Annotated in this window: 19 protein-coding genes; 16 read left to right on the plus strand and 3 right to left on the minus strand. The window is 60.3% G+C overall.

The genetic code is table 11. The annotated features are described in order from the left end of the window. Positions 1 to 3 precede the first annotated feature (3 nt). From ACIQJ2_RS26265 to ACIQJ2_RS26290, 6 genes are all read left to right on the plus strand, one after another. Positions 4 to 957 carry an SIS domain-containing protein gene (locus ACIQJ2_RS26265; RefSeq protein ID WP_400670454.1) on the plus strand — a complete coding sequence of 318 codons (954 nt, stop codon included), beginning with the start codon at positions 4 to 6 and terminating at the stop codon, positions 955 to 957. Further along, positions 954 to 2,252 (plus strand): D-tagatose-bisphosphate aldolase, class II, non-catalytic subunit, encoded by a 1,299-nt coding sequence (locus ACIQJ2_RS26270; protein ID WP_400670456.1) that lies wholly within the window; start codon positions 954 to 956, stop codon positions 2,250 to 2,252. Before ACIQJ2_RS26265 ends, ACIQJ2_RS26270 begins: the two co-directional genes overlap by 4 nt. A gap of 82 nt (positions 2,253 to 2,334) precedes the next feature. Next, on the plus strand, positions 2,335 to 3,411 hold the full coding sequence (locus ACIQJ2_RS26275) for an ABC transporter ATP-binding protein (RefSeq protein WP_400670458.1): 1,077 nt from the start codon (positions 2,335 to 2,337) through the stop codon (positions 3,409 to 3,411). A 169-nt stretch (positions 3,412 to 3,580) separates the two neighbouring features. After that, positions 3,581 to 7,282, plus strand: a complete 3,702-nt coding sequence (locus tag ACIQJ2_RS26280; protein WP_400670460.1) for an autotransporter domain-containing protein — start codon at positions 3,581 to 3,583, stop codon at positions 7,280 to 7,282. Between the two features lie 170 nt (positions 7,283 to 7,452). Then, positions 7,453 to 8,202: a 2OG-Fe(II) oxygenase gene (locus tag ACIQJ2_RS26285; protein WP_400670462.1), complete on the plus strand. Its 750-nt coding sequence runs from the start codon at positions 7,453 to 7,455 to the stop codon at positions 8,200 to 8,202. A gap of 289 nt (positions 8,203 to 8,491) precedes the next feature. Beyond that, positions 8,492 to 9,259: an SDR family oxidoreductase gene (locus ACIQJ2_RS26290; protein WP_199147233.1), complete on the plus strand. Its 768-nt coding sequence runs from the start codon at positions 8,492 to 8,494 to the stop codon at positions 9,257 to 9,259. Positions 9,260 to 9,375: 116 nt separating this feature from the next. Here the strand turns inward: ACIQJ2_RS26290 and ACIQJ2_RS26295 are convergent, their stop codons facing one another. Further along, the gene (locus tag ACIQJ2_RS26295; RefSeq protein WP_400670464.1) at positions 9,376 to 10,026 is read right to left on the minus strand and encodes a Pr6Pr family membrane protein; all 651 of its coding nucleotides are present in this window, start codon (positions 10,024 to 10,026) and stop codon (positions 9,376 to 9,378) included. Between the two features lie 466 nt (positions 10,027 to 10,492). Between ACIQJ2_RS26295 and ACIQJ2_RS26300 the strand changes: the two genes are divergently transcribed. The 10 genes from ACIQJ2_RS26300 (at position 10,493) to ACIQJ2_RS26345 (ending at position 20,626) form a co-directional block, all read left to right on the plus strand. Beyond that, complete coding sequence (locus ACIQJ2_RS26300) at positions 10,493 to 11,020, plus strand: GNAT family N-acetyltransferase (RefSeq protein ID WP_400670466.1); 528 nt, start codon at positions 10,493 to 10,495, stop codon at positions 11,018 to 11,020. A 134-nt stretch (positions 11,021 to 11,154) separates the two neighbouring features. Beyond that, the gene (locus ACIQJ2_RS26305; RefSeq protein WP_199147230.1) at positions 11,155 to 11,964 is read left to right on the plus strand and encodes a DeoR/GlpR family DNA-binding transcription regulator; all 810 of its coding nucleotides are present in this window, start codon (positions 11,155 to 11,157) and stop codon (positions 11,962 to 11,964) included. Further along, entirely contained in the window at positions 11,957 to 13,486 is a 1,530-nt protein-coding gene (locus ACIQJ2_RS26310; protein ID WP_400670469.1) for an alkaline phosphatase family protein, read from the plus strand. The genes ACIQJ2_RS26305 and ACIQJ2_RS26310 overlap by 8 nt, the downstream gene beginning before the upstream one ends. Positions 13,487 to 13,622: 136 nt before the next feature. Continuing rightward, complete coding sequence (locus ACIQJ2_RS26315) at positions 13,623 to 15,263, plus strand: ABC transporter substrate-binding protein (RefSeq protein ID WP_400670472.1); 1,641 nt, start codon at positions 13,623 to 13,625, stop codon at positions 15,261 to 15,263. Between the two features lie 66 nt (positions 15,264 to 15,329). Continuing rightward, on the plus strand, positions 15,330 to 16,193 hold the full coding sequence (locus ACIQJ2_RS26320) for a metallophosphoesterase (RefSeq protein ID WP_400670474.1): 864 nt from the start codon (positions 15,330 to 15,332) through the stop codon (positions 16,191 to 16,193). Next, complete coding sequence (locus ACIQJ2_RS26325; protein ID WP_400670476.1) at positions 16,186 to 17,202, plus strand: ABC transporter ATP-binding protein; 1,017 nt, start codon at positions 16,186 to 16,188, stop codon at positions 17,200 to 17,202. The genes ACIQJ2_RS26320 and ACIQJ2_RS26325 overlap by 8 nt, the downstream gene beginning before the upstream one ends. Then, complete coding sequence (locus ACIQJ2_RS26330) at positions 17,199 to 18,194, plus strand: ABC transporter ATP-binding protein (RefSeq protein WP_400670478.1); 996 nt, start codon at positions 17,199 to 17,201, stop codon at positions 18,192 to 18,194. The genes ACIQJ2_RS26325 and ACIQJ2_RS26330 overlap by 4 nt, the downstream gene beginning before the upstream one ends. A 2-nt stretch (positions 18,195 to 18,196) precedes the next feature. After that, entirely contained in the window at positions 18,197 to 19,132 is a 936-nt protein-coding gene (locus ACIQJ2_RS26335; protein ID WP_400670480.1) for an ABC transporter permease, read from the plus strand. A gap of 11 nt (positions 19,133 to 19,143) precedes the next feature. Further along, positions 19,144 to 20,040 carry an ABC transporter permease gene (locus ACIQJ2_RS26340; protein WP_400670482.1) on the plus strand — a complete coding sequence of 299 codons (897 nt, stop codon included), beginning with the start codon at positions 19,144 to 19,146 and terminating at the stop codon, positions 20,038 to 20,040. A gap of 166 nt (positions 20,041 to 20,206) precedes the next feature. After that, entirely contained in the window at positions 20,207 to 20,626 is a 420-nt protein-coding gene (locus ACIQJ2_RS26345) for a hypothetical protein (RefSeq protein WP_400670485.1), read from the plus strand. 93 nt (positions 20,627 to 20,719) lie between these two features. Here ACIQJ2_RS26345 and ACIQJ2_RS26350 read toward each other — a convergent pair whose 3' ends face one another. Beyond that, the gene (locus ACIQJ2_RS26350) at positions 20,720 to 21,049 is read right to left on the minus strand and encodes a type II toxin-antitoxin system RelE/ParE family toxin (protein ID WP_199147221.1); all 330 of its coding nucleotides are present in this window, start codon (positions 21,047 to 21,049) and stop codon (positions 20,720 to 20,722) included. A gap of 10 nt (positions 21,050 to 21,059) precedes the next feature. Then, positions 21,060 to 21,296, minus strand: a complete 237-nt coding sequence (locus ACIQJ2_RS26355) for a type II toxin-antitoxin system ParD family antitoxin (protein WP_400670488.1) — start codon at positions 21,294 to 21,296, stop codon at positions 21,060 to 21,062. Positions 21,297 to 21,445: the final 149 nt, after the last annotated feature.

Below are 21,445 nucleotides of genomic sequence, written 5' to 3' on the forward strand. Positions count from 1 at the left end.
AGCATGAACACGACGGAAAAGGTGATCTTCGAGCAATTCCCCTTCTGGGAAAAGGCAATCGGATCAATCTCCGCCCCGCACGATGCCGAACTGACGGTTTTTCTGGGCTGCGGCACATCCTACAATCTTGCTTTGTCGCTTGCGACCTATGCCAATCGCGCCGGCTATCCTGCGATTGCCGTACCCGGTGCGGAATGGCTGAACCGCCCGGCCGCCTTCTGGCCGCATTGGCAAAAGGCCCATCTAGTCGCCCTTTCACGCAGCGGCGAAACGACGGAAACCGTGGCTGCGGCGAAGGCAAGCCGCAAGGCCGGAGTCTTCGTCACCGCCATTACGGTCGAGCCGGAGAGCTCGCTTGCCAAGAATTGCGATCGCCTGATCGAAGCTCAAACCCATGGCGACGAAGGGATCGTCATGACGGTTTCGGCAAGCCTTATGCTGCTGTTGGGTATGCAGATGGTCGGAATGGAGGTACCATCCGCGATCGTCCAGTCCGCACGCCTCCTTGCCGACCAGCTCGACAAGACTTTGCCCGGCGCTATCACGGGGCGTTCACATTTCGTCTTCCTCGGCAGCGGCTCGCTTTACGGCATTGCTCTCGAGGGCGCGTTGAAGCTCATGGAAATGAGCCAAAGCATGACGCAGGGCTTTCACCCGCTCGAATATCGTCACGGGCCGATCAGCCTTGTCGACGACAAGACGGCCGTTATCATGCTTTACAGCGCCGATCAGAAGGATGTGGAGGCACTACTGGTCGCCGAGTTGCGGCAGAAGGGTGCGACAGTCATCGGTTTCGGCGGCCCCGGCGATCTGGAGTTTCCTGTCGATTGCGATCCGGCACTCGCCAGCCTCTGCGTGCTTCCTGCCCTGCAGATCCTTGGCGAGCGGGCAGCGCAATCCAAGGGCGTCGATACGGTTTCCCCACGCCACCTGACCAAAGTCGTGATGCTCGGATGAGAGCGTCCATCGAACACAATCGCCACGTTGCGCTGAGGCGGCTTTTCGGTGATCGCGTCAAGACATTGCCGCGCGGGATCACGTCGGTATGTTCCGCGCATCCCCTTGTCATTGAAGCGGCTCTGAAGCGCGGGCTTTCGGACGAGGCCGTCGTCCTGATCGAAGCGACCTGCAATCAGGTCAATCAGGAGGGTGGCTACACCGGGATGACGCCACGTGACTTTCGGCAGTTCGTCGAAGATATCGCCTCGACGGTCGGCTTTCCCGCCGATCGCATCATCCTGGGCGGCGACCATCTGGGGCCGAACCCGTGGAAGAAGTTGCCCGCAGAGGCGGCAATGGCAAAGGCTGAAGCGATGATAGCAGCCTATGTCGAGGCAGGCTTCGACAAGATCCACCTCGACACATCGATGGGCTGCGTCGGCGAACCGGTTGCCTTGGCGGACGAGGTGACCGCACAGCGGGCCGCAAGGCTCGCCAGGGTGGCCGAAGATGCGGCAGTCCGTTCCGGTCGCAAGCCGCCTGTCTATATCATCGGAACTGAGGTTCCGCCTCCGGGCGGCGCCACGCATGCGCTCGAAGAGCTCGAGGTCACACGGCCGCAGGCCGCAATGGAGACGCTTGCGGTCCATCGCAGAGCCTTCGCGAAAGCAGGTATTGAGACCGCGCTGGAGCGGGTGATCGCCATTGTCGTGCAGCCCGGCGTCGAGTTCGGCAATGCCAATGTCGCCATCTATCGGCCCGATCGGGCGCAATCCCTAATCGGAGCGCTCAGCGACATGCCCGGCCTGCTCTTCGAGGCCCATTCCACGGATTATCAGCCAGCCGAAGCGCTGGCCGCCCTTGTGGATGGCGGATTTGCGATCCTCAAGGTTGGCCCCGGCCTGACCTTCGCCTTGCGCGAGGCGCTTTATGGCCTAGACGCCATCGCAACCGCCCTCCATGGCGGGAGCCTGCCGGGTTCGATTTACGCAACCATGGAAACCGTCATGCTGGAAAATCCGGCCAACTGGGACTCGCACTATGGCGGATCGCTCGAGGAGCAACGCTTGCAGCGACACTTCAGCTATAGCGACCGCATCCGCTATTATTGGCCGGACAAGCGCGCGGCGGCGGCCGTCGAAGCCCTGTTTGCGCGTCTCGATGGCGACATTCCCGAGACACTCATCAGCCAGTATCTGAGCCGGCTCTATCCGGCGGTGGTCGCCAGGACGGTTTCGCCCACTGCGCGCGATCTTTGCATCGCCGCAATCGATGCGGCCTTGGCACCCTACTCTGCTGCAACCATCGCATAGATCAATTCGACGCCCGCCCGGCTCCGAAGATCCGCAATGGCGCCGGCGATCGAACAACACGCGTTTCTATCTGGAGAACATTATGGCATCTGTAAGCGTGGCGAATGTCCGCAAGAGCTACGGTCATTTCGAAGTTCTGCACGGTGTGGATATCGATATTGAGGATGGCGAATTTGTCATTCTCGTCGGCCCCTCCGGCTGCGGGAAGTCGACCCTTCTTCGCATGATTGCCGGACTGGAGGAAATCAGCGGCGGCGATGTTGCGATCGGCGGCCGCGTGGTCAACGATGTCGAGCCCAAAAGCCGCGATATCGCCATGGTGTTTCAATCCTACGCGCTTTATCCCCATATGACGGTTGAGGCCAATATGGGTTTTTCGCTCCGGCTGGCAAAGGCGCCCAAGGAAGAAATCAGGCGACGGGTACGGGAGGCCGCCCAGATTCTCGGCCTGGAAAACCTGCTCGACCGCTATCCGCGCAATCTTTCCGGCGGCCAGCGCCAGCGCGTTGCCATGGGCCGAGCGATCGTGCGCCAGCCGCAGGTCTTTCTGTTCGACGAACCCCTGTCTAATCTGGATGCAAAGCTGCGGGTGCAGATGCGCTCTGAAATCAAACAATTGCACCAGCGCCTGCGCACGACCACCATCTATGTTACCCATGACCAGATCGAGGCCATGACCATGGCCGATCGGATCGTCGTCATGCGGGATGGGTATGTCGAGCAGATCGGCTCGCCTCTCGAACTCTATGATCGGCCGGCAAACCTGTTCGTCGCCGGTTTTATCGGATCTCCCGGCATGAACCTCATCCGCGGCAAAGTAAGTTCAGACGGCCCCGTCGAATTCATCGCCGATGGGGGTGCTCGCCTGCCACTTCCGGAAGGGCTTGGTGTGACACGCGGAACCGAGGTGATCTACGGCATCCGGCCGGAAAACATCGCAGTCGCGGAAGGCGGGATCGATGCCGAAGTCGTGGTGGTCGAGCCCACGGGAGCCGAGACACTTATCGTCGCGAGCATCGGTTCCGACAATATCGTCCTGGCTTTGCGCGAGCGCATCGGGTCTCGTGCCGGCGACACCATTTCGCTCAAGCCCGACACAGGGAAGCTGCACCTGTTCGATGGAGCGACCGGTCGGCGAATCGGGTCCAACAGGGACTGAACAGGTCGGGCACCAAATCTGATCGGATATCCTTGCGGGCGATCAAGTGACGCAAAAACCATGTGCCGGGCTGCGGCGAAAGGAGTAAATCAGCGCCAGATTTACCGAACGTTAACCATAAATGTCGTTTCTACAACTGTGCAACATCACGTTGTAGGAAGCTATTTAAATGCTGGCTGCTGCCCGCGCCGCCTTGCGCATCTCGACCTTTCTCGTTCCGATTTCGGCCTGCCTCAGCCCGGCAGTGGCCGGCGCGGCACCATTGTCCTGGACCGGCTCGGCAGATAGCAACTGGAACAACACAGCCAACTGGACGGCCGCGTCCGTCCCAAGCTCCGTCAGTTCGGCCGTCGTCGACGGCGGCGCCTTTACCCCGGAAATCATTGCCGGAACTTCGGCGTCGACCGCGGACCTTACCGTCGGGCTTGATGGCGCGGGAACATTGACCGTTCTCGGTACATTGCAAACGACATCTGGTTCCATCGGCTCCCATGCCGGCGCGAACGGTGTTCTCGATCTGACCGGCGGCGCGGCTGAATGGCAAAACGGCGGGGCCCTGCTCGTCGGCGACCAGGGCGCTGGAACATTCGCGATCAGCGCCGGCGGCCAATATCGGGGTGGCGGACCGGTCTATATCGGCTCGGCGGCGGGCAGTAATGGCAGCATAAGCGTGAGCGGCCAGTCGTCATTCACGCTCTCCGCTGGCCAGCCGCTATATATCGGCTATGGCGGGCAAGGCTCTTTCGATCTGACGGATGCCGCAACAGCAAGTACCGGTGACGCCACGCTCGGTTACGGCACCGGCAGTTCGGGTTACGTATCCGTTTCCGGCGCAGGAACGAGCTGGCTGATCAATGGAGACCTGATCGTCGGTCACGACGGTACCGGTTCGATCGCCATATCGACCGGTGCGTCCGTTTCGAACGACAATGCGACGATCGGTTTCGGAAACGCTGGCGGCTCCAGTTCGGCAACCGTTTCCGGCCTCGGTTCGCAGTGGACGACCAGCGGGCGTTTGACCGTCGGCTCAGGCAGTGCCGCTGCGCTCTCGGTCTATTCCGGCGCAACCGTGTCGAGCGGGTCCGCTCTCATCGGTCGCTTCGCCAGCGGCTCGGTCACCATCGGCGGTGCCGGCTCGCTTTGGGACACCGGCGCCTTGCTGGTTGGTGGCGATCATACCGATGCGGATAGTTCGGGTACCGATGGCAAACTCGACATCAGTACCGGTGGCGCAGTCAGAAGCAGCACCGCCATCGTTGCCGATGGCAAGAATGCGGTGGGCGCGGTGACCGTCGACGGTACCGGCTCCCACTGGGATATCAATGCCGACCTTACCGTCGGCAATGAAGGTTCGGGCTCCCTCACCGTGTCGGGTTCGGCGAGTGCCAGCGCAGCCACGACGACGCTCGGCAAGGAAACCGGCTCCAGCGGCACCCTCGTTGTCGTTGGCAATGGCAGCCATTTCGACATGAGTGGCGAGTTGCAGGACGGTGTTGCGGGAAGCGGCTCGCTGAAAGTTCTGGCGGGCGGCGGCCTTTCGACCGGCAACGCATCTCTGGCCACCGCCGCTGGCGGCAATGGCCAGGCTCTCGTCAGCGGCGCCGGCAGCCATTGGCAGATCAACGGCGATCTCGATGTCGGCAGCGCAAGCGGCGGTACGGGAAGCCTTGCCGTCTCGTCGCAGGCTGCATTGTCGAGCCAAAACGCCAGCCTTGGCGCGTCCACGGGCTCTACTGGTTCGGCTACGGTAACCGGCACAGGCTCCACATGGAACAACCAGGGCGGACTGGTCGTTGGCGATGCCGGCAGCGGTGCACTGGATGTCATTCAAGGAGGCGCAGTCAACACCGCGACCGCCACCATCGGCAATGCGGCAGGCAGCAACGGTGCAGTCACCGTGACCGGAGACGGTTCGACGTTATCGGCCAGCAACGGCTTGACCGTCGGGAACGCGGGCAACGCCAGCCTAACCTTGAGCGGTGGCTCCACTCTTTCCGCACCAAGCCTCACCATCGCCGCCCAGACCGGCTCGACTGCCTCGGTGAATATCGGCTCCGCACTCGGCCAGACCGCCACGGGCGTTGCCACACTCGATGTCGATGCGATTCATTTCGGCGGCGGCAACGGCTCCCTCGTCTTCAATTTCGGCGGCGCTCCCCAGACATTAACCGCCGCAATAGACGGCAAAGGTTCGCTCTACGTTGCAGCCGGCGCCGTGACGTTGACAGGCAATTCCAGCGCCTTCAGCGGTGTAACCTCGGTCTCCGGCGGCAACCTCATCGTCGACGGAACGCTTGGGGGCACCATCAATCTCAGTGGCTATGGCCTGCTCGGTGGAACAGGGACCGTCGGCTCGACCGTCGTCGGCAGCGGGGCGACGCTCTCACCCGGGAACAACGGCATCGGCACGTTGACGGTCCATGGCGACCTGACGACCCAAAGCGGCTCGACCGTTCTCGTCGAAAGCAACGGCACGACCAACGATCGGATCGATGTAACCGGAACGGCCAATCTGAACGGCGGAACGCTCTCGCTTGTGGGCGCAGGCCTGAAAGCGTCGACAAACTACACCATTCTCTCCGCGTCCGGTGGCGTTTCCGGAAGCTTCGATGCTGTCCAGTCGAACTACGTTTTCGTCAATCCGATTCTCGACTATTCGAGCGGCACGGTCGGCCTTACTCTTGAACGCAACAGCACGTCCTTTGCCGTTGCAGGCACCGACGCAAACCAGCGTTCGGCGGCATATGGCATCGAAAGCCTGGGAGCTTCGAATTCGCTCTACGGCGCCGTTGCCGTGTTGAGCATGGGGGAAGCGTCCGGGGCGCTGAAACAGCTTGCCGGCGACCTCCATATCTCGCTCGCCGAAACGGCTTTCGACAATGGCCGTTTCATCCGCGATGCCGCCATCGATCGCCTGCGCAGCATGCAGGGAGGCGTTGTCGGCAGCACCAAACAGGCGCGATTGTCGAGTGATGCGGGCCTTGGCTATGCCAATACCGATCAACGTCGGGTAACCGAGTCGCAAAGGGCCATCGATGGCATTCTCTCCGACCCGGCCAACGGCCTGGCGGCATTCTGGGGCGCGCCATACGGTGGCTGGACGTCTTCCGACAATGGCAGCAGCAATACCGGCGGCACGCTGTTCGGCTTCGACACCACCCTCAATGACTCGGAATGGCGGATCGGTGCGCTTGCCGGCTACGGCCGCAGTCGATTCAATCAAGCCGGCGTGGCAGCCCACGCCGATACGGACAATTACAATGTCGGGCTTTACGCCGGCAGGGAATGGGGTCCATTGGCCCTGCGGCTTGGCGGCACCTACAGCCTGCAATCCGTTTCGACCCTTCGCAATATCGATTTCACCGGCTTTACCGACGCAGTGCGAGCCGACTACCACGCCTATACGGCGCAGGTTTTCGGCGAACTGGCCTACGAAATCTCAATGGGCGATACGCGTTTTGAACCCTTTGCGAACGTGACCTTTACCGACGTGCGCACCAGCTCCTTTGCGGAGCGCGGCGGAGCCGCCGCCCTGAGCGGCAGCGCCGATCAGTCTGCGATTACCTTTGCCACATTCGGTACGCGCGCCGAGCGGGAGATGTCGCTCGCTGACATGCCGGCCAAGCTCTATGGCTCGCTTGGATGGCGCCATGCCTTCGGCGATCGCGATATTCCCTCCCGCATGGCATTTGCGGGCGGAGATATCTTCACTGAAAGCGGAACCGTCGTCGATCGGGACTCTCTCGTTGTCGATGCGGGGTTCGATATCGCCCTCAGCCAGCAGGTCTCGCTTGCGCTAGACTACAATGGCAGCTTCGGCGCCGAGAACCGCGCTCACCTCTTCAGGCTCCTCCTGCAGGCACGCTATTAACAGCGGATCGGCGTAGCGTCCCTAAACGCCGATATAGGGCAAATATTCCTTTCTGCTCACGGCCGATCGCAAATCGGGTGGCTGTCGTCCTGATCTGAAGGCTAGGGTTTGAGCTATCTGAAGCCACGGCGCGCAATGCCAGCTGTGGCCGCTCAAATCGAGGACATGCCATGAGTAGCCTGAGATCCACCAATCCCGCCGCATCGCCAGAAGGATCTGCCGATGTTCGCGTCGATGCCTATGATTGGAAAGCACTTGCGGGCGAGCTTGACGGCTTTGGCTGCGCCGTTCTCCCGCAGCTTCTGACGCCAGAGGAATGCGATGCCCTGTCCGGCCTTTACCCCCAGGAACAGCATTTCCGCAGCCACATCGTCATGGCACGCCATGGCTTCGGCAAGGGCGAATATCGCTATTTCAAATATCCGTTGCCAGGGTTGCTGGGTGGATTGCGCACAGCGCTTTATCCGCATCTGGCCGGCATCGCCAATAGATGGAACGAGCGCATGGGTATCGAGGAGCACTATTCCGATGAACATGCTTCTTTCTTGAAGCGGTGTCATGAGGCCGGCCAGACGCGCCCCACGCCTCTGTTGTTGCAATATGCGCCGGGGGACTTCAACTGCCTCCATCAGGACCTTTACGGCGACCTTGCGTTTCCCATCCAGGTGGCAATCCTGCTTTCAGAGCCCGGACGAGACTTTACGGGAGGCGAATTCGTGCTGACGGAGCAGCGCCCACGCATGCAGAGCCGGGTGGACGTCGTACCGCTTCGCCAGGGCGATGCCGTTGCTTTCGCAGTCCACAACAGGCCCGTGCAGGGTACGAAGGGGAGCTATCGCGTCAATCTCAGGCACGGCGTCAGCCGCGTCCGTTCAGGCAAGCGGCACACTGTCGGCATCATTTTTCACGATGCACGGTGAAGGCCGACGCCCCCTGCCTGAGGGCGTAACCATCAAATCAGATGGGTCGGATAATCCGCCAGGCTTACTGCTCGACAGTTGAACCGCCCGGATATGTCCCGGTTGACGGCGCTTTCTTCACCAGACAAATGCTTTTCGCGACCTCCTTGCTTCGGATGGCTTTGAAGTGCAATTGTTCTGGCAGGCTGTCGACAAGCTTGGGGACCAACGAGGCCTTCGAGGCTGTCGGACTATCCCCGCGGGCCGTGGCCAGCCCGCGGCAAATAACGGATGTCAAACGGGGGGGTATATGACGGATAGGCTCAAGGGCAAGATTGCCATCATTTCAGGCGGCGCCACGGGGATGGGCGGAGCGGCATCGCGCTTGTTCGCGGCGGAAGGCGCCAAAGTCGCGATTATCGACAGAAACGGCGATGCGGCGGCGGAAACGGTGCAGTCCATCCGCAGCGCCGGCGGCATCGCGGACCATTGGGTGGCAGACGTTTCGGACGAAGCAGCCGTGAATGCCGCCGTCAAAGGCATCGAGGAGCGCTTCGGAGCGGTGACCGTGCTTTTCAACCACGCGGGCACCATTGTCATCAAGCCGTTTCTGGAAACCACGCTTCAGGAATGGGAATGGTTGCACGGTGTCAATGTGCGGTCGATGTTCCTGATGACCAAGGCGGTCCTGCCGGGCATGATCGCTGCCGGCGGCGGCTCCATCGTCTGCACATCCTCGATTTCGGCGGTGGCTGCGACGCCGATGGAAGTGCTCTACGACACGACGAAGGGGGCCGTTCATATGTTTGCCCGCGCCATTGCCGTCGAATTCCGCGATCGCAACATCCGCTGCAACGCGGTGTGCCCCGGCTTTATCCGCACGCCGCACGGCCTGCGCGAAGTCGCCGAGCTGCAAGCCCTCGGCGTCGACGTTTCGGATGCGGCAATCGCCGCGCAGCAGGGCCGCATCGGCGAACCGGAAGATGTGGCACGGGCTGCACTCTATCTCGCCTCTGATGATTCCAATTTCGTCAATGGCGTCCATCTGTTCGTCGACAACGGCTTTACGGCAATCTAGCCAGCTGCTGCGCGCTCAATCAGCCGAGTGCTTTCGCTTCCTTTCGAGATGCGGAAGCACTCGATTGCGTTCCCGATGGAAGAGTGCGGCATACTTCTCCTGACATGCCGGAGTGATCAGGCTTGCGGCATCCCTTTGCCGACCTTTGCAGCAATATGATCGATAAGAATGAGCGCGCCTCCAAGGAGCAGGAAAAGCGCGGCCAGAAGTGCCATATTGGCCAACACAGCCTGAAGGCCGATGTCGTTTACGTCCAGAAAGGGATAGGGATAGAAGCCCGAGAAATAACCATGGACGAGCGAATACACCGAGTAGAGCGCGGGAAAACACAGCCACCAGATCGCATCTTTCCAGGATAGTCTGGCGCGCTCGACGAGGAAGATCCAATCCAGCGCTACGAGCAAGGGGATGCAGTAATGAAGCAGCTGATCGCCGCGTAGCTGCCAGCCGCGGGGGTGCCAGACATCCCTCAGCATCCATAGATAGACCCCGCCCGCGACCCCCACATAGAGGAAGACAGCGGTTCTCGTTGTCGCACGCCTGGCCCATCGCCCAATCGGCGATGACGGTGCGATTTCTGCCGATAACAGAGTGACAACAAGCAGAATATTGGACTGTATCGTAAAATAGCTGAGAAAGTTCGTCGTCAATCTCATGCGTGAGACATGCGCGCCCGGTATGATGGCGACATAAGAAATAACGATGCCGGTCAACGCCAGCAATGCGAGACCGCAGCGGCAGAAGCGGACTGAACCTCTTATGGACATATAGACCCGCAAAACTCCAAGACACGATCCAGCCCGCGCAAGCAAACATTCCACACGAACGATGCCCGCCAAATCGACAGAGCCTGTCTCTAGCGCATCATTTCGAAATGCGGAACAGTTTCTGACGGAATGATTGAGCGCCACGGCGAAGCCAATTCTTCTCGGTCGCGTCCCGCAGCATTGTTCCAGCTCCTGGAGCCAAATCTAAGAGCGCCGAAACGCGCTGTGGGCTGAATCCGCTTCTATGTGGTACTTTATGGATTGATGCCCTCTAGATGGGCCGAACACACAAAGTTCAAATAAATTTCACGCAACTGTAATTTTGAACGCCACGCGATCCTGTAGAACGAGCGCATATACTGAATGGCGTGAGATTGCCCCTTCTGCAAGAAGGTTCCTTTCCATTTCCAGCGGCCGATCGATCTTTTTCGTCTCCATATCAACGATAGCAATCCGAGCATCCCTTATGAAAAATCCGACCCCCTCCAGCTTCACCATCCGCCCTTGGATGGAGACCGACTCCGTAAGCGAGATGACGGCACTGCTCCATCGCGCCTATAGCGGCCTCGCCCGGATGGGACTGCGATTTATGGCGACACACCAAAGCGATGAGGTTACCGCTTCGCGCATCGCCGAAGGCCAATGCTTCGTTGGCGTGATGGACGGAACCATCCGCGGCACGATCCTGTTCAAGACAATGAGCCAGACCAAAGGCTGCGGCTGGTATGACCGACCTGAAGTGTCGAGCATCGCGCAGTTCGGCATAGAGCCCGGCCTGCAGGCGAATGGGCTCGGCCGCCAGCTCATCGACTTTGCCGAACAGCAGGCAATCGCAAGCGGCGCCGGTGAACTGGCGCTCGATACGGCCGAGCCGGCCACGCATCTGGTTAACTGGTATTCTCGCCTCGGATTTCGCTTCATCGGCTATGAACAATGGTCCCACACCAACTACCGCAGTGTCATGCTGAGCAAGGCGCTCCCTTCAGGCGCATAGCTCATCAAACTACTATATGTGGCAGTTTGTGCGATAATGTTGGATCTCCGTCATTGTGACACAAACTTCAATCAAACGTCACGCGACTGTAATCTCGAGCCGCTAAGTCTCATTCCAGCAGCAAGGAGAGGCCTTTGTCGAAACTTCCAGCAGCCGGCAGGCATCAGAATATTGTCAGCCTCGTAAACGGCGGCCACGGCATGTCGATCGCGGCGATGGCCGAGGCGTTCGGGGTTTCCACCGAGACGGTGCGTCGCGATCTGGTGGCGCTTGAGCGCAATGGCGCGTTGCGCCGCGTTTATGGCGGTGCGATCCCGTCGGATCGCAAGGCGCCGCTCGAAGAGCGAGTGTTGATGGAGCGGGCTGGAAAGCAGGCCATCGGTCGCAAGGTCGCCTCGCTCATCGAGGCCGACCAGTGGATATTCATGACCGGTGGTTCGTCCGTGCTGGCGGTGGCGGAAGCGATGCGCGATGGCCCAACAGTTTCGGTCATGACCAATATGCCCGCCATCGGTGAGGCATTGCAGGCGGGCCAGCGCCATCGCGTTCACTTCACCGGCGGCGAATATAACGCATCGGCCAAGATGCTGATGGGCGACGAGGTTTTCGATGCCATCGAAAACTGCAGCTTCGATCTTTCCATCGTCGGTGTTTACGGCCTTGACGAGCGCTTCGGTCTTGTCGAGGAAACCCGCCACAATATGCGGCTCAAACTGCAGATCGTCAGCCAGTCGCGCGAAGCGATCTACGTGGCCGACCACACCAAGATCGGCGCGCCGGGTCGCTACCAGTCGATCCCCTTCAAGGATATCGGCACCTTCGTCACCGACGAACAGCTCGCGCCCCATTTTACCGCTCTGCTCTCGGAAGCCGGCACCAACGTGCTTTACCCCGACGCGGCGGAGAATGCATTTCCTGCAGCAGAGGCACATAATCATGAGTGACATTGCCCACGTCATCATTCTCGGCGTCGACGGGCTTAGACCCGACCAGATCAATGCCCTCACCATGCCGAACCTTCACGCCCTCAAGCAAAGGGGTGTCGTCAGCAGTGATCATCGCACAGTGTTTCCAAGCGAAACGCGCGGCGCGCTGTCGGCGCTGGCGAATGGTGCGAAACCTGAGAGTACCGGCGTATTGGGCAATGATTTCTACGCCCGCAGCGGCGGTAGCAGACTTGCCGGCACCGACACCATTCACGATTGGCGCTATGGCGAGGCCCATTATGCCGGCGGCATGGTGCGTACGGTCAATCTCAGTGAAACGCTTGCCAAAGCCGGTAAATCCTTCGCCGTCGTCACGTCGAGCGGCCAAGGCTCGTTCACTGCGCTCAATTGGAAAGGCGCCGAGCTCGGCCAAACGGGTTTCAATGTCCGTCATCCGCAGCTTGCCTTCCCGCATGATCTCGCCATCGACATCACGGCGCGTCACAAGGTCCCCAGCACCGGCTTCGAACGCGGCGCGGAGGCAAAGGCCGTCGATATCTTCATCAACTCCATCTGGCCGGCCAGGAAGCCGAGCGCCTCGATCATCTGGTTGACCGAGGTCGATAGTGCATCCCATCTTCATGGCCTCGGCGCCGAGGGGCAGCTTGAAAGCCTGCGCCAGTGCGATGCGGCCATCGGCGCTCTGCTCGATTGGCGTGAACATCAGCCGGAGCGCGACGCTATCGCCGTCTTCATCACCTCCGATCACGGCCACTCGACGTCGTCGCAGTTCATCAATCTCGACGATGCCTTCAAGGCGGCCGGAATTCGTGCGGCCACGCGCTTCGACGACGGCATAGACATCATATTCCGTCGCGGCAGAGCGCCGGGCCTGTGGTTGCGCGAGTATGACCAGGGCCTGCTGCAAGCGGCCTTCGATGCTGTCGTGGCACAAGACTGGTATGGAGCCAGTTTCACCCGCGCCATCGAGCCCGGTTCGCCCCATGGAACGATCGAGGGTACGCTGGCGCTGGAGCTGACCGGCGCCGCGCATTACCGCGCGCCGGATCTATACATCAATCTTGCCGGGGACGACGAGCCCAATGAATTCGGCATACGAGGCAAATCGATCTGCGATGTGGGCAATTACAAGATCGAGGTCGGCGGTGGTACGCATGGCGGCCTGCATCTGGCCGAGCTGACGGCCGTGCTGATTGCCGATGGCGCCGGGCTCAAGGCCGGCGGTCAAATCGTCACCACTCGCACCGGCATTACCGATCTCGCGCCGACGAGCCTGCATATGCTGGGCGTTGCGGCGCCAGACACGATGACCGGTCGCGTGATGCATGAATTGCTGGAGAACGGCGAACCGGTTTCCGCTCCAGTCCTTGAAGAATTTACAGCCACGGCTCAGGGGAAGACCTCGCACCTGCGCTTTGGCCGCATCGGGTCACAAAGCTATGTCGACGAGGCTTGGGCCTCGCAGGCAGCTGCGGCGTCCAGCCATTCGACAAGGCTCGTCGGGTCGCCAGCCGAGTAAAGAGTACCGTTTCTAGAACCCATCGCGCTGCGGGGTGATCTCGCGGCGTCCATCGATCGCGCCAGCCTGCCGAAATCCTCTTCGGCCGGTAACGGCGAAGCCATGCCGCGGGCAAGCGGCCTCATCGGAGACCTCAATGCACACGACCCTGAAGACCGTCACTCATGCCGCCCTGATCGGCAGCCTCCTGCTCGGCGTCACCTCATCTGCGCTAGCTCGGGATACCACCATCAACGTAGCCGTCCAGTCGATGGGCACGGCCGGCTCGATCGAAATCAACGAAAATAACGGCACCGCGGCACGTAAATTCCAGAACTCGGTATTCGAGCAGCTCATCGCTCTTAATCTGCAAGACCCAAATCTTGCATTCAAACCCGGTCTGGCGACCGAATGGAAATGGATTGACGACAAGACGCTCGAATTCAAGCTGCGTCCGAACGTCAGGTTCCATAACGGCGATATCATGACCGCCAAGGACGTCGCCTTCTCCTTCTCCGACGAACGCTTCGGCTTGCTGCCCGAGCAGGTTGCAGCTCGCGACAAGGGTGAAACCAACTTCACCCGCCCCGATGGCAGCAAGGGCATCGTACCGCCGGCGACGGTTGCCGCCAGCCGTGCCTCCGAATGGCCATTGCTCGATCATGTCGAAGCCGTCGATGATCTCACTGTTCGTATCGTCATGAAGAAGGCGACTCTTGATACGGAGGCTCGCCTTGCCCGCGTCAATTATGCCGGCATCATCTCCAGGCGCGGCTTTATGGAAGCTGCAAGCTGGAACGCCTGGGCAGCCAAGCCGATTGCAACCGGCCCGTACAAGGTCGAAAAGCTGGAGCCCGGTTCAGCCGTTCACATGGTCGCCAATTCCGACTACTGGGGCGGCAAGCCTCCGATCGACAAGCTCAATATCCTTATCGTGCCGGAAGCTGCCAGCCGCGTGAACGGACTGATGTCAGGTGAGTACGACATCATATCCGATGTCGGCTCAGACCAGGTTCCGATGATCGAGGGATCGCCCGATTTCAAAGTCGTCGGCGGACCCGTCGCAAATGTTCGCTTCATCGCGCTTGACGAAAACAATGGCCCGCTCAAGAACGTCAAGGTACGTCAGGCGCTCAGCCATTCGATCGACCGGAAGACCATTGTCGACGCTCTCTGGGGCGGCCGCACCGCAGTCCCGCAAGGGTTTCAGCATCCGCTATTCGGGGATCTCTTCGCCACCGATCACCAGACCTCAAGCTATGATCCGGAGCTCGCGAAGCGGCTGCTGGCCGAGTCCGGCTATAAGGGCGAGCCGATCACCTATCGCGTTCACAATAACTACTATCCCAACGAACTGACCATCGCACAGTACAACCTCGAAAACCTGCGGGCCATCGGCTTCAATATCGACTTCTCCGTCATCGACAATCCCAATGACCCGAGCCCCGACCGCATGATGCAGGATCTTTCGAACACGGCCTATTTCGCCTTCCCGGCAGCCCTTCTCGCCAACAACTGCCCGAACGGCGTTTACAATTCCAAGACCAATCCGAAAGCCGGCATGTGGCAGAATGACGAGTTCGACCGCCTCTGCAACGTGCTCAACACCTCCACCGACCGTGCCGAGGTCAAGAAAGCCTTCTCACGCGCGCTCGACATCATCGAGAATGAAGATCCCGGCATGATCGTGCTGCACCAGAACGCCATTCTTTACGGCAAGAAGGCCAATATCGAATGGGCGCCGTCCGCCATGTTCGCGATGGATTTCACGCCCGGCCATTTCGCCGTCAAGAACTAGAAAGATCAAGCGGGCGGGCGCTTTGGCGCCTGCCCGCCGCATTCCCGACCCTCCAGGACGAATTTTGTGACCAACCATTTCATGCGGCAGCCCCTCCCGATCGATATGAGCAGCGGTAGCTGGAGCCATTTTTGCGATGTGCCGCCCGCCGATACCAAGAATGGACGCATCTATGCCATTGGCGATATCCACGGCCATCTCGATCACCTCCTGGCCATGCAGGCGGCGATCGATGCCGATCGCGCAAGGCATCCCGTCGAGCGCGCAACCATCGTCTACCTGGGAGACCTGATCGATCGCGGACCGCATTCCCGGTCGGTCATCGAGCGGGTCGCTGCCCAGCAAAGTGCCGCCGACGACACGACGGGCGTCGTCTGCATCAGCGGCAACCACGATGCCTGGCTCAATGAGTTCCTGACCGACGCAACCATCCTGCCGCTCTGGGGCCGCAAGGGCGGGCTTGAGACCCTGGCATCCTATGGCTTTCCTCCCGAGGAGGTCCTGTGCGCGATGGCCGATCCCGTGGCGGCCGAAGTCCTGCGATTGGCGCTGATTGCCCGCATGCCTCAGCATCACAGGGATTTTATCGCCGGACTGCCGCTATCTCATCAGCAGGGCGGCTATTTTTTCGCCCATGCCGGCGTCAATCCTGACCGCAGTCTGACGAACCAGCGCAAGGAAGACCTGACATGGATCCGCGACCCGTTTCTGACCTCGATGACGGACTTTGGGAAGGTCGTGGTGCATGGCCACACGTCAGGCGCTTCCGTTGAAAGCCTGCCCAATCGCATCAATGTCGACACCGGAATCTACGCAACGGGTGTTTTGAGCTGCGTGGTGCTCGAAGGTGCCGCACGGCATCTCATCACCGTCGATCGCAACGTCCTGCGCAAATTGCGCGAGCAGCAGATGGAACCGCAACATGGCTGACACTGGCCCGCTTGTTCAGATCTCCAACCTCTCTGTCGATTTCAGCAGCAGGCATAACGTTGCGCGCGCCCTGCACGGCGTCAGCCTGTCTGTCCATCGTGGCGAGACCCTTGGCATCGTCGGTGAAAGCGGCTGTGGTAAGTCGGTCACCTGGATGGCAAGCCTTGGCCTGCTTGGCGCCAATGCCCGGGTCGAGGGTTCGGTGAAACTGAATGGCCGCGAACTCCTCGGATTGGCTGAAGCGGAGCTCAATGCGATCCGCGGCGGGCGCGTCGCCATGATTTTCCAGGATCCGGCCAGCTCCCTGAACCCGCTGCACCGGATCGGCTGGCAATTGACCGAAGCCCTGGCGCTGCACCGAAACCTGCATGGCGCGGCAGCCCGCAAGGAAGCGGAACGCCTGCTCGACCGTGTCGGCATTGCCAATGCCTCTCGCCGTATGGGCGAATATCCGCATGAGTTTTCCGGTGGCATGAACCAGCGCGTAATGATTGCCATGGCTTTGGCCGGCGATCCCGAGCTTCTGGTGGCCGATGAACCGACGACGGCGCTGGATGCGACCATTCAGGCGCAGATCCTCGACCTGCTCGATGATTTGCGCCGCGAGCGCAACATGGCGCTCGTGCTGATTTCTCACGATCTCGGCATGGTATCGGAAATGACCGAGCGCGTCGTCGTCATGTATTGCGGTCGTGTCGTCGAGGACACGCCGACGACAGCGCTGTTTTCCAGGCCTGCCCATCCCTATACGCGCGGCCTGATCGCCGCCTTGCCGGATCTCGAAGGGCCGCGCCGCAGGCTGACGGCGATCCCCGGCACGGTGCCGCCGCCCGACCGTCTGCCGTCCGGCTGCCCCTTCGCCCCGCGCTGTTCCCTGGCGATGCAAACCTGTTCGCTTGCCGTGCCGACACTCCGGGCGGTGGGCGACCAGATCACGCATCGCGCTGCCTGCATGCTCATAGCTCCATCAATCGTGCCGACGCATGTCGCAGCAGGGGCCATTTCATGAAGGGCATGCTCGAAGTCCAGAATCTGAGCCGCACTTTCAAACTGCGCGAACGCGGCCTGTTGTTCTCCGCGACCAAGCGACTAAAAGCGGTCGATGGCATTTCCTTCACCGTTGCACCTGGCGAAATGCTTGGCATCGTCGGCGAGAGCGGCTCCGGCAAGTCGACGACTGCCCGGCTACTGCTTGGACATATTCCAGCAAGCGGCGGCGAGATCCGCTTTGGAGGCGAGCGGGTCAGCGCCAGGGTGGACGCCAATTGGCGTCGCATGCGCCGGCGCATGCAAATGGTCTACCAGGATCCGCTTGCAGCGCTTGATCCTCGTATCCCTGTGTGGCGCCAGATCGAGGAACCGCTCATCGTCCGTCGACCGGAACTCCCGGCTGCCGACCGCAGCGCGCTCGTTGCGGAGATGATGGAGCAAATCGGCCTGCTTGCCCATCACGGCAATCGCTATCCGCATGAAATGTCGGGCGGTCAGCGCCAGCGCGTGATCATCGCCCGCGCGCTCGTCACCGATCCGGAACTGCTTGTCTTCGACGAGCCCGTTTCAGCGCTCGACGTATCCGTACAGGCGCAAGTCCTCAACGTGCTCGAGGATATCCGTACCCGTAGCGGTTTCACCGGCGTGTTCGTCAGCCATGACCTCAAGGTGATCCGTCAGATCGCCGAGCGCGTCGCCGTCATGTATCTGGGGCGTATCGTCGAGATCGGAGATGTCGACGATATCTTCTCCAATCCGGCCCATCCCTACACGCGGGCGCTTGTCTCGGCTGTGCCTGTACCGGGACGCAGCCGGCGCAGTCGGATCGTGCTGAACGGTGATCCACCGAGTGCTATAGATATGCCCAGAGGCTGTCCGTTCCATACCCGTTGCCCGGAGATGCGCGCCGCCTGCCGTTCTATCCGTCCCGAACTTGTTGGGAAGGGCGGACGAGCCGCGGCATGCCACCTGGTCAACAACCCTTCCCTCTCCGGTATGGAGGCGGTGTGAGCATGGCGCAGTTTATTCTCTCCAGGCTTTTGCGGGCGTTGATGACATTGTTCATCATCGTTACCTTTGCCTTTTTCGTGATGCGTCTGTCGGGCGATCCGCTTAGCCGGTTTTTCGACGTCTCGACGACCCCGCCTGAGGTCATCGAGGCATTCCGCCGTCAATGGGGTCTCGATCAGCCGATCTGGGTGCAATTCTATAAATATCTGGGCGCCATACTTCACGGCGATCTCGGCAATTCGATGCGCGAGAACCGGCCTGCCCTTGATGTCGTACTTGACCGGCTTCCGGCAACACTTGCCATCATGGCACCCACGCTACTGCTGAAGACCGCACTCGGTCTCCTGGCAGGGATCACCGCCGCTCTGCATCGCAATTCCGTGTTCGATCGGCTGATCATGTCGATTTCGGTGCTGGGCTTTACCGTACCGACCTTCGTTCTCGCCCTTGTGCTGGCACTTGTCTTTGCGGTTCAATTGCGGTGGCTGCCGTCCGGCGGCTATGCGACCCCGCTCCACATGGTATTGCCCGTCGTCACGCTGTCCATCGCCGGCGCAGCGGTCATCGCGCGCTACGCCCGTTCGGCCATGGTCGAGGTGCTTGGGCAACCTTTCGTAAGGACTGCCCGCGCCAAAGGTGTGCCATGGACCAGAATCGTCGTTCGCCACGTCTTGCTCAACGCCGCCGTGCCCATCGTGACCATTTTCGGCTTCATGCTCGGCTCGATGGTTGGCGGCGCTGTCGTGGTCGAAAGCGTGTTCTCATGGCCGGGGATCGGTCGCCTGCTGATTTCCTCGGTCACCTCGCGCGACCTTGCCGTCGTTCAGGTCATCCTTCTGCTCATCGGCGCGATGATGGTCGTGTCCAATTTTCTTGTCGATCTCCTCTACGGCGTCATCGACCCACGCATGCGCGCCCCGCAGCAAGCTGAAACATAGGAGCATTACCGATGTCTGCCGAAATCGAACACGCAGCACCCCTTGGCGGCGTTGTACGGCGCAAGAGCAGTCTTAGCGCCTTTTTTTCCGCCTGGCCGCCGCTGGTACTGATTGCGATTTTCTGGCTCGCGCTGATGCTCTTCGTCGCGCTGTTCGCCTACTGGTTGACGCCTTATGATTTCATGGCCACCAACGTTCTGGCGCGCCTTCGCCCGCCTGCCCTGTTTGGCGGCTCATTCGCACATCTTCTCGGAACCGACCAGCTCGGGCGCGACGTGTTTTCCCGCGTCATAGCTTCGATCCGCATATCGATCATCATCGCGGTGGCCGCCACCATCATCACAACGGCCATCGGGGTGACCTTGGGATTTCTCGCCGCCTATTTTCGCGGCTGGGTCGACCAGGTGATCCTTATGATGGTCGACGCGCAGTTGGCCATGCCTTTCATGATCATTGCCATTGCCGTACTGGCGTTTCTTGGCAATTCCCTCGTTATCTTCGTGCTGCTGCTAGGCCTCAACGGCTGGGAGGTCATCACCCGCATCGCGCGGAGCCTTGCCATCTCCGCCAACGCCCAGGGCTATGCCGTGGCGGCGCGCGACATCGGCGCCTCGCCGGCTTGCATCTACCTCAGGCACATTCTTCCCAATATCGCGACAACGATCATCGTCGCCATGACACTCAATATTCCCGGCGTCATCCTGCTCGAGTCGAGCCTCTCCTTCCTTGGGATCGGCCTGCAACCGCCGCAAACCAGCCTTGGCAACATGGTCGGTTATGGTCGCGACTACATCCAATCCGCACCCTGGATCATGCTGACGCCGGCAGTCATCATCGTGCTGACGACGCTGTCGGTATCGATCGTCGGAGACTGGCTGCGCGACAGGCTCGACCCCACCCTGCGCTGACCGACTTTACCGACGCCTGCGACCATTTTCGCGGTGTCCAAGCACGAGCATCAGCACCGCTGAGCAGTAAAGTATAAAGCTACTCAAAATGAGCCTCTACGACTTCAGCAAAAGATGCGATGCTTGCGGCAAGCCATGCCCCTCAGCGATTCCCTCAAGGACTAAAATGCGTCGTCTTATCGTTTCCAGCATCCTCAGCACCCTCATGGCCACCGCGGCATTTGCCCAGCAGGCAGACCACTATACGGCAATGAGCAATACCGCCATGAGTGTCACTGGCGACGTCTGGATGGATGATTTCAGCATCAAGTTCGAAAATGGCGAGACGCTGGAATTTTCCAACCTTGTCGCAGATCATTTCAACGTCGACGGCCGCTCGGTGCCCGGATCCGTCTACCGCGTCAAAGAGCCGGCCGATCCGGAGCTGCAAAATGGCAACCAGCTCTGCGGTTCAGGCGATGTCACCTTTGTCGCCACATGGGCCGACGGTGAGGGCACGACGGCAATTGCCGTCTTCACGAGCGAGCGAGCCCCCAAGAGCAATGGGCAGATGTGCGCTCTGTATTCGTATGAGGATCAGAAGTAGCGCGGGGATCAAGCGGTCGACTTTGATCGAACTAGCATGTCGACCAGCATTCAAGCCTGTCAGGCAGACCGGATTGCTGAACGACCTCAATCGTCAGTGGCTATCCGGTTCATGCATCGTCCGGGGAATATCCCGCTTGCCGTGAAGCACGCGCCATACATCGACATAGTCCGTTTGATCACGGTAAAAAACGACATAGGGATATCGCTGTAAGGAAACACTGCGCAGTTCAGGCAATCCCAGCTCATATCCAAATCGCGGAGACCCTGCCTGCGGATGCCTTGCGATGAGATCATAGGCAACCTCGAGAGCATCGATAAAGCCGAGAGCAAGTTCAGCGCCGGATTCCTGCATATAGTAATCGACGGCTGCCTCCACGTCGCTTTGGGCCAGGTCTCGCGGGATAACGGTCTTGAGCGTCACTTGTCAGCGGTCACTTGCCACGACCGCCCACGCGATCGCGCAGATTGGTGAAGTAGCGCTCGTCGGCGGGAGCGCCCTGGACCGACGAAGCTCCGTCAAGCAGAAGGCTGCGCAAGTTCAGGCGATCTTGATCACGACGGATCAGTTCGCGAATATATTCGCTGCTCGTCCCGTAGCCACCGCCGGCGACTTGTTCATCGACGAAGCTCTTGAGGTGATCAGGTAGAGAAATATTCATCGTGCTCATTTGGAAACAATAGCTGAATGGCAAAAAATGGCAAGCTTGTCGCTGTGCCGCCGTTCATGGGCGTTGACGGGCATCATTGCCGCTCAGCCTTGTGAACAATGCCCATTCGCTCCGATGTTGCAGACCCCGGGGCCTAACGATTTGAAGCT

Source organism: Rhizobium sp. NPDC092011 (assembly GCF_044756305.1).
Classification (GTDB): domain Bacteria; phylum Pseudomonadota; class Alphaproteobacteria; order Rhizobiales; family Rhizobiaceae; genus Rhizobium.

What these genes read in the sequence shown, in the direction of transcription:
- ACIQJ2_RS26265 (WP_400670454.1), top strand. Translation starts at nt 4, where the DNA reads ATGAACACGACGGAAAAGGTGATCTTCGAGCAATTCCCCTTCTGGGAA.
- ACIQJ2_RS26270 (WP_400670456.1), top strand. Translation starts at nt 954, where the DNA reads ATGAGAGCGTCCATCGAACACAATCGCCACGTTGCGCTGAGGCGGCTT.
- ACIQJ2_RS26275 (WP_400670458.1), top strand. Translation starts at nt 2,335, where the DNA reads ATGGCATCTGTAAGCGTGGCGAATGTCCGCAAGAGCTACGGTCATTTC.
- ACIQJ2_RS26280 (WP_400670460.1), top strand. Translation starts at nt 3,581, where the DNA reads ATGCTGGCTGCTGCCCGCGCCGCCTTGCGCATCTCGACCTTTCTCGTT.
- ACIQJ2_RS26285 (WP_400670462.1), top strand. Translation starts at nt 7,453, where the DNA reads ATGAGTAGCCTGAGATCCACCAATCCCGCCGCATCGCCAGAAGGATCT.
- ACIQJ2_RS26290 (WP_199147233.1), top strand. Translation starts at nt 8,492, where the DNA reads ATGACGGATAGGCTCAAGGGCAAGATTGCCATCATTTCAGGCGGCGCC.
- ACIQJ2_RS26295 (WP_400670464.1), bottom strand. Translation starts at nt 10,026, where the DNA reads ATGTCCATAAGAGGTTCAGTCCGCTTCTGCCGCTGCGGTCTCGCATTG.
- ACIQJ2_RS26300 (WP_400670466.1), top strand. Translation starts at nt 10,493, where the DNA reads ATGAAAAATCCGACCCCCTCCAGCTTCACCATCCGCCCTTGGATGGAG.
- ACIQJ2_RS26310 (WP_400670469.1), top strand. Translation starts at nt 11,957, where the DNA reads ATGAGTGACATTGCCCACGTCATCATTCTCGGCGTCGACGGGCTTAGA.
- ACIQJ2_RS26315 (WP_400670472.1), top strand. Translation starts at nt 13,623, where the DNA reads ATGCACACGACCCTGAAGACCGTCACTCATGCCGCCCTGATCGGCAGC.
- ACIQJ2_RS26325 (WP_400670476.1), top strand. Translation starts at nt 16,186, where the DNA reads ATGGCTGACACTGGCCCGCTTGTTCAGATCTCCAACCTCTCTGTCGAT.
- ACIQJ2_RS26330 (WP_400670478.1), top strand. Translation starts at nt 17,199, where the DNA reads ATGAAGGGCATGCTCGAAGTCCAGAATCTGAGCCGCACTTTCAAACTG.
- ACIQJ2_RS26335 (WP_400670480.1), top strand. Translation starts at nt 18,197, where the DNA reads ATGGCGCAGTTTATTCTCTCCAGGCTTTTGCGGGCGTTGATGACATTG.
- ACIQJ2_RS26340 (WP_400670482.1), top strand. Translation starts at nt 19,144, where the DNA reads ATGTCTGCCGAAATCGAACACGCAGCACCCCTTGGCGGCGTTGTACGG.
- ACIQJ2_RS26345 (WP_400670485.1), top strand. Translation starts at nt 20,207, where the DNA reads ATGCGTCGTCTTATCGTTTCCAGCATCCTCAGCACCCTCATGGCCACC.
- ACIQJ2_RS26355 (WP_400670488.1), bottom strand. Translation starts at nt 21,296, where the DNA reads ATGAGCACGATGAATATTTCTCTACCTGATCACCTCAAGAGCTTCGTC.